Source organism: Pseudomonas sp. 15A4, assembly GCF_016925575.1.
Classification (GTDB): Bacteria; Pseudomonadota; Gammaproteobacteria; order Pseudomonadales; family Pseudomonadaceae; genus Aquipseudomonas.
On the sequence record NZ_CP068986.1, the window covers coordinates 2531575 to 2544460 of the forward strand.

At 58.4% G+C, this 12886-nt stretch carries 11 protein-coding genes and 1 pseudogene; 9 read left to right on the forward strand and 3 right to left on the reverse strand.

Translation table 11 applies throughout. The annotated features are described in order from the left end of the window. Positions 1 to 17: 17 nt before the first annotated feature. The gene (locus JN403_RS11400; protein WP_205487025.1) at positions 18 to 1382 is read right to left on the reverse strand and encodes an effector-associated domain EAD1-containing protein; all 1365 of its coding nucleotides are present in this window, start codon (positions 1380 to 1382) and stop codon (positions 18 to 20) included. A gap of 1375 nt (positions 1383 to 2757) precedes the next feature. Between JN403_RS11400 and JN403_RS11405 the strand changes: the two genes are divergently transcribed. Beyond that, on the forward strand, positions 2758 to 3270 hold the full coding sequence (locus JN403_RS11405) for a hypothetical protein (protein WP_205487026.1): 513 nt from the start codon (positions 2758 to 2760) through the stop codon (positions 3268 to 3270). A gap of 206 nt (positions 3271 to 3476) precedes the next feature. Here the strand turns inward: JN403_RS11405 and JN403_RS11410 are convergent. Beyond that, positions 3477 to 4374, reverse strand: a pseudogene (locus JN403_RS11410) (LysR family transcriptional regulator). Positions 4375 to 4484: 110 nt separating this feature from the next. Between JN403_RS11410 and JN403_RS25445 the strand changes: the two are divergent. The 5 genes from JN403_RS25445 (at position 4485) to JN403_RS11430 (ending at position 7915) form a co-directional block, all read left to right on the forward strand. Beyond that, entirely contained in the window at positions 4485 to 4847 is a 363-nt protein-coding gene (locus JN403_RS25445) for a saccharopine dehydrogenase NADP-binding domain-containing protein (RefSeq protein WP_240356903.1), read from the forward strand. Next, positions 4844 to 5659 carry a hypothetical protein gene (locus tag JN403_RS11415; protein ID WP_240356905.1) on the forward strand — a complete coding sequence of 272 codons (816 nt, stop codon included), beginning with the start codon at positions 4844 to 4846 and terminating at the stop codon, positions 5657 to 5659. The genes JN403_RS25445 and JN403_RS11415 overlap by 4 nt, the downstream gene beginning before the upstream one ends. Positions 5660 to 5755: 96 nt before the next feature. Continuing rightward, a complete protein-coding gene (locus tag JN403_RS11420; RefSeq protein ID WP_205487027.1) occupies positions 5756 to 6754 on the forward strand; it encodes an NAD(P)H-quinone oxidoreductase in 999 nt (332 codons plus the stop codon). 200 nt (positions 6755 to 6954) lie between these two features. Further along, positions 6955 to 7467: a hypothetical protein gene (locus JN403_RS11425; protein WP_205487028.1), complete on the forward strand. Its 513-nt coding sequence runs from the start codon at positions 6955 to 6957 to the stop codon at positions 7465 to 7467. 7 nt (positions 7468 to 7474) lie between these two features. Further along, positions 7475 to 7915 (forward strand): YetF domain-containing protein, encoded by a 441-nt coding sequence (locus JN403_RS11430; RefSeq protein WP_122622233.1) that lies wholly within the window; start codon positions 7475 to 7477, stop codon positions 7913 to 7915. A gap of 28 nt (positions 7916 to 7943) precedes the next feature. On the opposite strand, the gene JN403_RS11435 is transcribed toward JN403_RS11430, so the two are convergent. Next, complete coding sequence (locus JN403_RS11435) at positions 7944 to 8321, reverse strand: response regulator (protein ID WP_074892304.1); 378 nt, start codon at positions 8319 to 8321, stop codon at positions 7944 to 7946. Between the two features lie 244 nt (positions 8322 to 8565). On the opposite strand from JN403_RS11435, the gene JN403_RS11440 reads away from it, so the two are divergent. The 3 genes from JN403_RS11440 to JN403_RS11450 all read left to right on the forward strand — a co-directional run bounded on the left by JN403_RS11440 (position 8566) and on the right by JN403_RS11450 (position 12745). Beyond that, positions 8566 to 10377: an ABC transporter ATP-binding protein gene (locus tag JN403_RS11440; RefSeq protein ID WP_205487029.1), complete on the forward strand. Its 1812-nt coding sequence runs from the start codon at positions 8566 to 8568 to the stop codon at positions 10375 to 10377. A gap of 268 nt (positions 10378 to 10645) precedes the next feature. Next, the gene (gene katB, locus JN403_RS11445) at positions 10646 to 12121 is read left to right on the forward strand and encodes a catalase KatB (protein ID WP_240356956.1); all 1476 of its coding nucleotides are present in this window, start codon (positions 10646 to 10648) and stop codon (positions 12119 to 12121) included. Positions 12122 to 12190: 69 nt separating this feature from the next. Further along, positions 12191 to 12745 (forward strand): ankyrin repeat domain-containing protein, encoded by a 555-nt coding sequence (locus tag JN403_RS11450; protein WP_205487030.1) that lies wholly within the window; start codon positions 12191 to 12193, stop codon positions 12743 to 12745. Positions 12746 to 12886 lie beyond the last annotated feature (141 nt).

Sequence of the window (12886 nt, forward strand, 5' to 3'; positions counted from 1 at the left end):
TTAGCTATTAGCCGCAGTTAGCGATCGAATTGCGAGATGTATTGGTTGAGGATCGTATTGTGAGGGAAGTCATTTTTGACTTCAGATAGTAAGCTTGCCGGCCTAACCGAGGCACCTTGCTGAGCGAGTATCCATATACGCTGCCAAGTATCGAACGGACGACTCATATTGGGGACTTGGCCGGCTTTACCACCAGCTCGCACCCAGACGGCTCGGGCATCATCTTGGCTCGGGTAGGATTCCGACAAAAAATCAATCAAGTCACGGGGAAACCCGTTAGGCATAGAAGAAGAGGCTGAAAGAGACCGAGTCTCGGAGGCGGCACGTATCGGTTCGTGGGGAATCCCACGTAGCAAGTCGATCGAGTGACGCATGAGTAATATGAGATATTCCGCTGAGGCACGAGCTGCAAAAATACGATAACGATCGTCTTTGTCAGGGTCGCCGAAATCGGATACACCTTTCGCAATAATAACCGGGACGCGGATAAACTCTCCAGCAGCCCCCAGTGCACTAGCCTCCATGTCGAGTCCGAGCACTTTGCGCATCGACTGTCCTAGGCGCGAGAAAATCTTGTCATCTTCGATCACCGCCGAGCCCGTTGCGATAGGAGCGACGTGTACCTGAAATGAGGGTGTCAGGCGCGGACTACCATTGAACCGTAGGTTCAACTCTCCTGCACGATCATTGCCAGCTGGTGTGACCGAGCCCTTGTCGTCAATGAGGCCTCGCTTTCGGAGTCGTTCTAGGACCAACGTCCAATCGGGGCAAGCCTGCCAAAAATCTGGATGGGCTTGGGGCAGCATGCCCTTCAACCCACAGAGCAGAACCCAGTCTTCTTGGGTTTCGAGAGTCAATTGCGGGCGGTCGTTAATCCAATTTCCAGGGGCTACACCCGCAACAATCTGCATACGTTGGACCCAATAAGGGCCTGGCCCCACCTGAATTGGATCACCTTGAAAGCTTGATTCGCCATCAACAACGGTCATTTTACCGGCGTCGTAAGAATAGAGACGATCGGCAATGACCACGTCACCGAGAGCAACTTTTCCACGGCGTCCCGCACAAATGCCCGACATTGCAATGCAACGTGCCGGCACTTCGCGCCAGAGGTGGGCTAGGGTCGCAGAAGCCTGCTCCTTTCCCATAAATGCGCAAAATGACGCTATCACAAGCACAGCAGACCCGTTATCGGAAAGAAACTGTGCTTCCGCAATTTGCCAACCACTACTCGTTTTTCGTTCCTGCCACCCTTCGCTGCCCAATCCCGTCGTAACAGATAAAAGAGCGCGGTACTCATCTTGCAGGGCGCAGAGAATTAGAACGTCGGCTAGGCCAGAATGAGGCATTAGAGTCGGCGACATAACGATATGAATGCTCAATGTTGATTTGTGAGTAATAAGGCGAACCTGTCGTTTCACTGGACATTTTCAGCCAGCGAGACCTCATATTACGCCACTGTGCCGGCATTTCGATACGAGTGACTTGGCGTGTACAACAAGGATTTTCTCGACAAGCCAAATGACTTCTTCTGACCGATTTCTGCCCTCGTCAAAGGGCTGCAGTGTGTCGGCGGCGCAAGAGCAGTGAACTTCCCTCGAAAAGCCTATTTCGACCGCTATTGGAGTGCACTCAACGCAACAGCACACAATCAGGCGATGTCCCAAGGGAGGACAGACTATGTGTCAGAGCGGTGGTAACCGTACGGGGAGAAGTTGTTCGAGAGGAGCTATCAGTGTCCGGAGTGTGCAAGGTAACGGCAGCACCTGACAAGGCCCTCAGTTAACGTGCCCCCGCGTGTCGAGACACAGAAACCCCGCTGGGAGCCCGAAGAGTCAGCGCTATGTGTTGCTCGAGATTGATAGCCTTACCGATTTACCAAGACCCCATTACTCATTCCTCCAGGGCGGACCGGGCTCATCCGGAGCACGCGCTGTAGCTATCAACAAGACCGGCGAAGCCTGCCGAGCTAGCCGCAACAATCCCCTGTCAGCGACAACCCGGAGCCCGCGCCTTTAATATCGTTGTTCAATCGTTTGACTGCATTTTCACCCTGAGCGGCAGGGCGGTCGGCTTTGGCTGGGCGACGTCCCGCCTCTTGTTCAGCGGCTTGATCGTGGCGACGCTGATCGCCGGCATATTGCACGCGTTTGCCGCCTGGATCTGCTAGAGCGTCGTGGGTGCCGCGGTTAAGGCGATGCAGATCCATGGCAATGGCAGTCAGGCCCCGGTATGGCCTGTCCTGCGTTACTTGTGGTCCAAGGAGGGCGCTAGCCAGCCTCTTTGACATCGAGGCGCGTGGATATCGGTAACCGTCCCGACTACCCACTGACGAGCCAACACTCGTTTTTAGTCATTCAGGCTGTAATGGTTGAACAAACCGGCGGACTGCAGGCCGATCAACCAGTGGCGGGAATTGAAACCAGACCGTGCCAACCCTGCGTTGCCCACACAGCGCAGGATCTATCCTTATTCAATCGGCTTTACGCGTGGCCGACTAGCGGGAAATTGCTGTGCAACTCACTCAATGTTTGCATTCGATTTGACCGGGTGTTGGCATCGGACCTGAGCAGCACAGATCGCACCCTCGACAGGCTGAAGTGGGCCCCAAAGCAGCCGCCAGCATGATCGAAGCGCTAAACCCAAAGACGAGTCCAGCGTCTCAAACACCCCACGCAATCAGCAGCGCACGCTTACCGCACCAGAACTTCACACAGATCAGAGCAGTCACATCGCTAGTCCCGACTCGTGATGCGTATGAACCTCTTAGAGCAGGAAATGCAGGACCGTGTACACCCCGCAGCCGAGGACCTTACGCTGCAGCGCAAAGTCTGGCGGTTCCAGCGGGTTGGCTGGTTTGTGCTGATGGCGGTTGTCATCCTGACATTGCTTGGTTTGTTTTCCAGAGGCCCGCTCAGCACGCTCGAAGCGGTGAGTAAGCAGGATAACCTAACGGTGCAGTACGAGCGTTTCCACCGCGCCGGCGGGACCAATCCAATGATCGTTCAGGCCACGGGGCGGCCGGGGAAAGACGTCACGCTGTCCATCAGCAAGCCTATGCTGGATGGCTTCAGCATCGAGTCTATCCAGCCGCAGCCGATCAGCTCGGTGGTCAGTCCCCAGGGTTTGAGCCTTACTTTCCCCACCGACAAGAGCGGGCACGTCACGCTCTTCATCTCATGGCGCAGCAACGGCATCGGGCTGTTTAAAAGCCAGATCAGTGTCGTGGGCGGCGGCCACATTCCGGTCACTCAGTTCATTTACCCATAGGTGCTCAATGGATGCCGTACTACGCGCGGGCGCGATTTATCTGGCACTGATGGTGCTTTTCAATATCTCTGGCCGACGATCATAGGGGGAGCTGACGTCGTTTGATTTCGTGCTGCTGATGGTCATTGGCGAAGCTACCCAGCAAGTGCCCCCAGCAAATAGACCAAGCCTTGGTCGCAAGGCAGCCATCGGCCAGAAGAAAACACTCAGCGACCTGACTGATCACGCAGGGCATCCAGAAGCAGACGAAAAGCCGGTTTGTGCTGGCGCCGGCTTGGGTAGTAGAGGTAATACCCGGTGACGGTGCCAGTCCAGTCCTCCATCAGCCGCACCAGGCGACCTTGTGCCAGATCCTGCTCGACCAGATGCTCCGGGAAGTAGCCCAGTCCGGCACCCGCCCTGACGAAATCACGCATGAGCCAGATGTTATTACTCACCAGATGCCCGTCGGCGCGTACTTTGATTTCTCTCCCGTTTTTTGCGAAAGGCCACGCCCACAACCCTCCCGAGGTGGGCTGGCGCAGGTTAATACAGGCGTGCTCGGTCAAATCCTGTGGCGTCAGGGGGCAAGCACGGTGTTCCAGATAGGGGGGCGGCCACCAATGCCAGGCGAAAGTCCCGGCCGATGGGCAGGCTGATCATGTCCTGAGCCAGCTGCGCCCCCAGGCGGATACCGGCATCGAAGCGCTCTGCAACGATATCGACCAATGCGTAGCTGTCGTTGATTTCGACCTTGATGCCCGGATAGTCGGTCATCAATTGCAGCGCAGCCGGGGCAAGGACCAGTTGGGTTGCGTGCTCCATGGAGGTGATGCGCAGGCTACCCGCCGGCGTGCCGCTGAGTTCGCTCAGCTCGTTGAGCCCTGACTCGATCCCGTCAAAATGCGGCCCGATGCTGTCGATCAGGCGCGCGCCGGCTTCGGTCGGCGCGACGCTGCGGGTACTGCGGGTCAGCAATTGCACCCCCAGGCGCGATTCAAGTTTGGTGATGGTGCGGCTCAGCGCAGGCTGGGACACGCCAAGCTGCGCCGCTGCCTTGGTAAAACTGCCTTCACGGGCGACCCGCAAGAGGGCCAGGAGGTCGGTGACGTTGTCGCGCACGATTGATGCTCTGCGGTTATAGGTCCATTCCAACCATACCATCTAATCATTTGTAGCCATGATGGCTAAAGTGTCGCATTCGCTTTGCGGCGCTTTCAGGAATCATCTTTTCCATGAGTAAACAAACATTCGATGTGATCATTTTTGGCGCCACGGGCTACACCGGTCGGCTGGTCGCTGAATACTTATTCACTCAATACGGCGTCGACGGCCCTGTTAAATGGGCCATCGCCGGTCGCAGCCTGAGCAAGCTGGAAGCCATTCGGGACCGTTGGGCAAACGCCGCAGCGCTGCCGCTGATCGTGGCCGATGCCCAGGACCGGGCGTCCGTGCGCGAGATGGTTGCCGCGACCCGGGTCGTGATCACCACCGCAGGGCCGTTTTCGGTCTATGGCTCGGACCTGGTGGCAGCCTGCGCCGAGATGGGAACGGACTACGTTGACCTCTCAGGGAGATCCCCTGGATTGCCCGGATGATCGGCAGCCATCAGGCCCAAGCTCAGGCATCGGGCGCGCGACTGGTGTTCTCCTGTGGTTTCGATTCGGTGCCGTTCGACCTCGGCGTATGGTTCACCCAGCAGCAGGTCATGAAGAAGTTCGCTCGTTATGCGCCTCGGATCAGGGGCCGCGTACGCAAGATGCAAGGCGTGCTGTCCGGTGGCACGTTCTTGAGTGTCGATGCTGTGGTGGCAGCGGCGGCGCAGGATCCTGCTCTCGGTGAACTGGTGGCCGATCCCTTTGCCTACACACCAGGATTCAAAGGCGTCGAGCAACCTGATGACCAGACCCCCTACAGGGATGAACTGGCTCAGACCTGGGTCGGGCCTTTCATCATGTCGGGCATCAATTCCAAGGCAGTGCATCGCACCAACTTGCTGGAGGGTCACCTGTGGGGCACGTCGTTTCAGTACGACGAAATGCTGATGCTCGATGCACAACCGAGCGAAGACGATGAGCCTGGCCTTGCGGGCTTCTCCTTTAACGAGGGCGGTCATCCGCAACCGGGGCAAGGGCCGACGCAGAAGGAGATTGAGGCAGGCTTTTATGATGTGCTGTTCATCGCTGAACTGGCAGACGGTCAGGTGCTCAAGGCATCCGTGAGTTGCGATGAGGATCCGGGCTACCTGTCGACATCCAAGATGTTGGCCGAGTCAGCGATGGCGCTGGCCTTAGATGTGACACGTGAGGAGACCCCGGGCGGTTGCTGGACGCCTGCGGCGGCGTTGAATGAGGCGTTGATCAAGCGCCTGACTGAAAAAGCCGGACTGAGGTTTACCGTCGAGGGTTGATTCGATGGGCCGCTAAAAAGGCTGAATGTCTTTGACGTTCAGCTTTCAGAGTCTTTAGCTCTCTCAGCAATTAGCCTAGTCAACAAAAGGTGTCCCATGAATGTGCCAAACCGTATGAACTACATCGAGATCACCGAACCCGGTGGCCCCGACGTATTAAAGATAATGCAGGCCGATGTGCCAACGCCGGGTGAGCACGAGTTACTGATCCGGGTTCATGCCGCCGGCATCAATCGTCCTGATGTCATACAGCGTTCGGGCAAATACCCGATGAAGCCCGGCATGACCCCTGTGCCCGGGCTGGAAGTGGCCGGTGAGGTCGTCGGGGTTGGCGCAAAGGTGGCCGATTTCAAGCTGGGCGACAAGGTATGTGCGCTGACCAATGGCGGTGGTTACGCCGAATACTGCGTTGTGGCGGCCACCCAATCATTACCGGTCCCCGACGGCGTGGACATGATTCAGGCCGCGGCCATTCCGGAAACATTCTTCACCGTGTGGGCCAACCTTTTCGAGCTGGGCCGTGCCCGAGAGGGCTGCACCGTATTGATCCATGGCGGCACCAGCGGCATCGGCACGACCGCGCTGATGCTGTGCAAGGCGCTGGGGATCAAGGCTTTTGCTACGGCCGGCAGCCAGGAAAAGTGCGACCGGATCCGCGAACTGGGTGGCGAACCGATCAATTACCGCGAGGTAGACTTCGCTCAGGAGATCGCCCGGCAGACCCACGAGAAGGGCGTGGACGTGATTCTCGACATCATGGGCGGCAGCTATTTCGATAACAACGTGGCCTCACTTGCACGACGCGGTCGACTGGTCATTATCGGCTTTCTGGGCGGCAGCTCCGTGAAGGACTTCAATCTGCTGGCGTTGATGGAAAAGCAAGGCTCGGTGACCGGGTCGATGATGCGTTCGCGCAGCGCGGAGGAAAAAGCCGAGATTGCTCGCGCCATACGGGCCAATGTCTGGCCGTTGCTCAGTCAAGGCGAATGCCTGCCAATCATTGACCGTGTTTTCCCTCTCGCCGACGCAGCACAAGCGCATCAGCGAATGGAGCAGGGCGACCATATCGGCAAAATCGTGCTGAAGGTGGTGTGAATGGGAGTCGCCCGGTGCGCGTCATTGACTGCTGCCGGGCGTTGTTTTTTTGTTTGAGGTGTCCATGGTTGTGTGGGTGGCGAGCGGCTGTATGAGTTGGGTTTTAGCCACTCGCTGAGGAATCAGCAGCACCCGCCTACCCCACCAGAACTTCCCACAGATCAGAGCGGTCACATCGCTAGTCCCGACGAGTGATGCGTATGAGCCTCTTAGAGCAGGAAATGCAGGACCGTGAACACCCCGTGGCCGAGGACATTGCGCTGCAGCGCAAGGTCTGGAAGTTCCAGAGGGTTGGCTGGTATGTGCTGACGGCGGTGGTCATCCTGACATTGCTCGGCTTGTTTTCCAGAGGCCCGCTCAGCACGCTTGAATCGGTGAGTGAGCAGGGCGACCTGACGGTGCAATACGAGCGTTTCCACCGAGCGGGCGGGACCAATCCAATGATCGTTCAGGTCACGGGGCAGCCGGGCAAAGAGGTCACACTGTCGATCAGCAAGCCTATGCTGGATGGCTTCAGCATCGAGTCTATCCAGCCGCAGCCGGTCAGCTCGGTGGGCAGTCCCGAGGGTTTGAGTCTTACTTTCCCCACCGACAAGAGCGGGCACGTCACGCTCTTTATCTCATGGCGCAGCGACGGCATCGGGCTTTTCAAAAGTCAGATCAGTGTCGTGGGCGGCGGCCATATTCCAGTCACTCAGTTTATTTACCCATAGGTGCTCAATGGATGCCGTACTACGCGCGGGCGCGATTTATCTGGCACTGATGGTGCTCTTCAAGATTTCTGGCCGACGATCATTGGGCGAGCTGACGTCGTTTGATTTCGTGCTGCTGATGGTCATTGGCGAAGCCACCCAGCAAGCGCTGCTGGGCGATGACTTCTCCGTGACCAATGCGATTCTGGTCATCGTGACCTTGATGGTGATCGACATCGGGCTTTCCCTCGTCAAGCGCCGTTCCAAACGCTTGGCCAAGCTGATTGATGGGGGGCCGACGATTGTCGTTGAAAACGGCGCTTTCCTGCGGCATCGCATGCATGAGGCGCGGATCCAGGAAGATGACATCCTGGAAGCCGCAAGGATAGAGAAGGGCTTCGAGCGAGTGGAGCAGATCAAGTACGCGATCCTGGAGCGAAACGGCAAGATTTCGATCATCCCCGCCTGATCATCTGCCCGGCCTGGGATCGGCAGGATCACTCTCGGTTAATTGCCAAGGCTAATGCACGTCGACAAATCGTCCCTATGTCTTGGGAATGCCAGGGTTTAGGGATGAAAAGGGGCGCGTATCCAGACTCCAGAATTTGTTGCCCTCGTCCCCCGGAGGACAGGATCACAGGTATCCGGGGCCAATGAGCCTGCACCCGATTAGCCAGCCCGATACCGCTCAGCCCACCCGGCATATGGATGTCGGACAGGATGAGATCGGCCCCTCCCGAGGTCTCGCACAACCAGTCCCAGGCGTCGTCGCCTGTCTCTGCTGTTACCACCTCGAAGCCTTCGGTCTCTAAAATTTCATGGATCAAACTGCGGATGAGCCAGTCATCTTCCACCACTAAAACGGTTGATAACACTGTCCTGTGTCCATGCTGGTTCGTCGTGCAGTTGGACTGGGCCACTGTCTTCTGGTTCCCACTTCCGATACAGCCGTAACTCAGGTCTCTTTGCCCGGTAAACGGCTATAACTGAGTGCCGCGAGTTCTGTGCAACGCCTGAATCGCCCTTGAATATCGGGATAGCGATCAACAAGACCGGCGAAGCGTGCCGAACGAGCCGGTACAATCCCCTGTCGCTGACAACCCGGAGCCTGCGCCTTTAATGTCGTTGTTTAATCGTTTGACTGCATTTTCAACCCAGAGCGGCAGGGCGGTTGGCCTGGTCTGGGCGACTTCCCGGCCATTGTTCAGCGGTTTGATCGTGGCGACGCTGATCGCCGGTATATTGCCCGCGCTGGCCGCCTGGATCGGCCAGCGGATTGTCGATGCGGTGGTTCAGGCGATGCAGATCCACGCCAATGGCAGCCAGGCGCCGGTATGGCCTGTCATGCGTTACGTGTTGGCCGAGGCGGGCGTATTGGCGTTGCTGGCCGCGGCGCAACGGGCGCTTTCAATGCAACAAGCGCTGCTGCGGGTGCAGTTGGGGCAGAAGGTCAACCTGATGATCCTGGAAAAGGCCCAGACCTTGTCGCTGCTGCAGTTCGAGGACTCGGCCTTCTACGACAAGTTGGTGCGCGTGCGCCGCGATGCATCGACCCGGCCACTGGGCCTGGTCACAAAAGGCCTGGGGCTGACGCAAAACCTGATCTCGCTGGTCAGCTTTGCGGTGCTGCTGGTGCATTTTTCCCCGTGGGCGCTGCTGATCCTGGTGCTCGGCGCGCTGCCGGTGTTCTTCGCCGAGACGCATTTTTCCGGTAATGCCTTCCGCCTGTTTCAGCGCCGCGCCCCGGAAACCCGCCAGCAAAATTACCTGGAAGCATTACTATCCCATGAGTCGCACACCAAGGAAGTGAAGCTTTTCGGCATGGCGCCGTTGTTGCTGCAACGCTATCGCGACAATTTCACCCGCCTGTACGCCGAAGACCGCCGGCTCACCGTGCGACGCGACGTTTGGGGCTTTGCCCTCGGACTGTTGGGCACTGCCGCGTTTTACGTGGCCTACGCCTGGGTGGTACTGGACACCGTGCGCGGTCAGACCACACTGGGGCAGATGACGATGTACCTGGTCCTGTTCAAGCAAGGCCAGGTCGCCATCACGGCCAGCCTCAGCGCGATTGCCGGTTTGTACGAGGACGGCCTGTACCTGTCTGACCTCTACGAATACCTTGAGGTGCCCGTGGCAGATGCACGTGGCACGTTGAAGGCCGGTGCACGCCCGGGCGACGGCCTGCGCTGCGAGGGCCTGGGTTTCCGCTACCCGGGTGCCGCGCAGGCCACGCTCAGCGACATCAGCCTGCACCTGACGCCCGGCATGAGCCTGGCCCTGGTGGGCGAAAACGGCTCGGGTAAAACCACATTGATCAAGTTGCTTACCCGACTCTATACGCCTGACGAAGGCCGGATCCTGCTGGACGGCAGCGATTTGCAGGACTGGGAGGAACAGGCCCTGCACCAGCGCATCGGGGTGATCTTTCAGGACTACATCCGTTACCAGATGACCGTCGGCGAAAACCTTGGGGTGGGTGACGTCGGAGCGTTCGATGACCAGGACCGTTGGCGCGATGCGGCCACTCAAGGGATCGCCGCCGACTTCATCGAACGCTTGAGCAACGGCTATCACACGCAGTTGGGGCGCTGGTTCGCCGGTGGGCAGGAGCTGTCCGGTGGGCAATGGCAAAAGCTGGCACTGTCGCGGGCCTACATGCGCCGTGAGGCTGATCTGCTGATTCTGGACGAGCCGACGGCCGCCCTCGACGCTGCGGCCGAGGCTGCCGTGTTCGAGCACTTCCGCGAGTACGCGAAGGGGCGCATGACGTTGCTGATTTCTCACCGATTCTCCAGCGTGCGCAACGCTGACCACATCATCGTGCTGGATCAGGGCCGCATTCTGGAACAAGGCAGCCACGTGCAACTGATGGCTGGCGGCGGGCGCTATGCCAGCCTGTTCGACATCCAGGCGCGTGGGTATCGGTGACTTCCCCCGACTACCTCCTGACGAGGCAACACCCGTTTCGACATTTAGGTTGTACGATTGAAGAAACCGGAGGCCTGCTGATCGCACCGAGTAGACCCCTCGGTATGCGTCAACATCTATAAATTTATCAACCACATAGTCAGAACCAATTCAGCAATCGCGGGCTCTAGCCGTAGGCTTTCACTCTCAGAACAACCAAAAACAGAGAGAGAGCGAGATGTACTTACCCCGATCCCCTATCGCGGCCAGCCTGATTGGCGCGAGCCTGATGGTCAGTTCTGCCGCGTACGCTGATACCCTGACCCGCGACAATGGCGCCGCCGTTGGCGACAACCAGAACTCTCAAACCGCCGGCCCAAACGGCCCGGTCCTCCTGCAAGATGTGCAATTGCTGCAAAAACTTCAGCGCTTTGATCGTGAACGCATTCCGGAGCGTGTCGTGCATGCTCGCGGAACTGGCGTGCATGGCGAATTCGTTGCTTCCGACGATGCCTCTGATCTGAGCAAGGCCACGGTCTTCCGCAAGGGTGAGCACACCCCGGTGTTCGTGCGGTTTTCAGCCGTTGTCCACGGCAACCACTCCCCTGAAACCCTGCGAGACCCCCGCGGCTTCGCCACCAAGTTCTACACCGCCGACGGCAATTGGGACTTGGTCGGTAATAACTTCCCGACGTTTTTCATACGCGATGCGATCAAGTTCCCGGACATGGTCCACGCCTTCAAGCCTGACCCGCGCACCAACCTGGATGACGATTCGCGACGCTTCGACTTCTTCTCCCACGTCCCCGAAGCCACGCGCACGCTGACCTTGCTCTATTCCAACGAAGGCACACCCGCCAGCTATCGCACCATGGACGGCAACGGCGTACACGCCTACAAACTGGTGAACGCCAAGGGTGAAGTGAACTATGTGAAATTTCACTGGAAGAGCCTGCAGGGCCTGAAGAACCTCGACCCCAAACAGGTTGCTGAAGTGCAGTCCAAGGACTACAGCCACCTGACCCATGATCTGGTTGGCGCGATCAACAAGGGCGACTTTCCGAAGTGGGACCTGTACGTCCAGGTGGTCAAGCCTGAGGACCTGGCGAAATTCGACTTCGACCCGCTGGACGCCACCAAAATCTGGCCCAATATTCCCGAGCGCAAAATCGGCCAGATGGTCCTGAACAAGAACGTGGATAACTACTTCCAGGAGACCGAGCAGGTCGCCATGGCACCGGCCAACGTGGTGCCGGGTATCGAGCCTTCGGAAGACCGTTTGCTGCAAGGCCGGGTGTTTTCCTACGCTGACACGCAGCTCTATCGCGTGGGCCCTAACGTGTTGAGCCTTCCGATCAACGCACCACGGGTCAAGGTCAACAACGGTAACCAGGACGGACCGCTCAATACCGGCCACACCACCACCGGTGTGAACTACGAGCCAAGCCGACTCAATCCGCGTCCAGCGGTTGAAGAGGCGCGCTACAGCCAACTGCCTTTGTCCGGCAGCACGCAGCAGGCCAAGATCCAAAAAGAGCAGAACTTCAAGCAGGCGGGCGACCTGTACCGTTCCTACAGCGAGAAGGACCGCAAGGATTTGATTCAGAGCTTCGGTGAATCCCTGGCGACCACCGACACCGAAAGCAAGAACATCATGCTGTCGTTCCTCTACAAGGCGGATCCGGAATACGGCACCGGCGTGACCAAGGTTGCCAATGGCGACTTGGCCAAGGTCAAGCAACTGGCCGCGGCACTGAAGGACTGACCAACCACCTCGGCCCGTTTGCACAGCGGGCCGAGGTTTTGGAGGGCATCACCTTTTGGAGGACATCACATGCGCAAAACCCTTTATGGGCTGTTGCTGTGTCTGACGGCGAGCGTAGTCCACGCCGCCCCGTCAGACACCGGCAGCGCCGCCGATACCCAGGCACAACTCAAGGAGCTGTTTTTCCAGGCCGCCCGAGAGGGGCGCCAGGACATGCTCAACGAATTTATCAATGCCAAATTCGACCTGAACGTCCAGGACGACAAAGGCTATACCGCCCTGATTCTTGCCGCTTACCACGGCCAGCAACCTGCCGTGACCCAGCTGCTGAACGCTGGCGCCGATCCCTGTGCCAAAGATCTGCGAGGCAATACGGCATTGATGGGGGCGATCTTCAAAGGCGAACTCAGCATCGCCCGGCAACTGGTCGCCGCGAATTGCGCGCCCGATCAACGCAATAACGCGGGTCAGACCGCCGCCATGTACGCGGCGCTGTTCCATCGCAAGGATGTCCTTGACGCACTGGCCGCCAAAGGCGCGGATCTCAACGCAACGGACGCGATGGGCAACCGGGTGCAGAACCTTGAGCGCGGCGAGTTTCAGCCGTTACCGGCGACACGGTGATTCAGGCAAAGCGCGTTCGGTAGTCCGGATAGGATCGGTTTGCCTCCGGCCAGAACCACAGTGGTTTGCCTCGAGCCGGCCAGAGCTGCATGGCTCGTGGGGCGACACATCCCACCGCTGCACTCGTAGACCTAATGCTCT

Bases quoted from the DNA above. Each gene is read 5' to 3' on its own strand.
- katB (WP_240356956.1), top strand. From the start codon at position 10,646: ATGGTCAGTTCTGCCGCGTACGCTGATACCCTGACCCGCGACAATGGC.
- JN403_RS25445 (WP_240356903.1), top strand. From the start codon at position 4,485: ATGAGTAAACAAACATTCGATGTGATCATTTTTGGCGCCACGGGCTAC.
- JN403_RS11415 (WP_240356905.1), top strand. From the start codon at position 4,844: ATGATCGGCAGCCATCAGGCCCAAGCTCAGGCATCGGGCGCGCGACTG.
- JN403_RS11430 (WP_122622233.1), top strand. From the start codon at position 7,475: ATGGATGCCGTACTACGCGCGGGCGCGATTTATCTGGCACTGATGGTG.
- JN403_RS11425 (WP_205487028.1), top strand. From the start codon at position 6,955: ATGAGCCTCTTAGAGCAGGAAATGCAGGACCGTGAACACCCCGTGGCC.
- JN403_RS11440 (WP_205487029.1), top strand. From the start codon at position 8,566: ATGTCGTTGTTTAATCGTTTGACTGCATTTTCAACCCAGAGCGGCAGG.
- JN403_RS11405 (WP_205487026.1), top strand. From the start codon at position 2,758: ATGAACCTCTTAGAGCAGGAAATGCAGGACCGTGTACACCCCGCAGCC.
- JN403_RS11450 (WP_205487030.1), top strand. From the start codon at position 12,191: ATGCGCAAAACCCTTTATGGGCTGTTGCTGTGTCTGACGGCGAGCGTA.
- JN403_RS11420 (WP_205487027.1), top strand. From the start codon at position 5,756: ATGAATGTGCCAAACCGTATGAACTACATCGAGATCACCGAACCCGGT.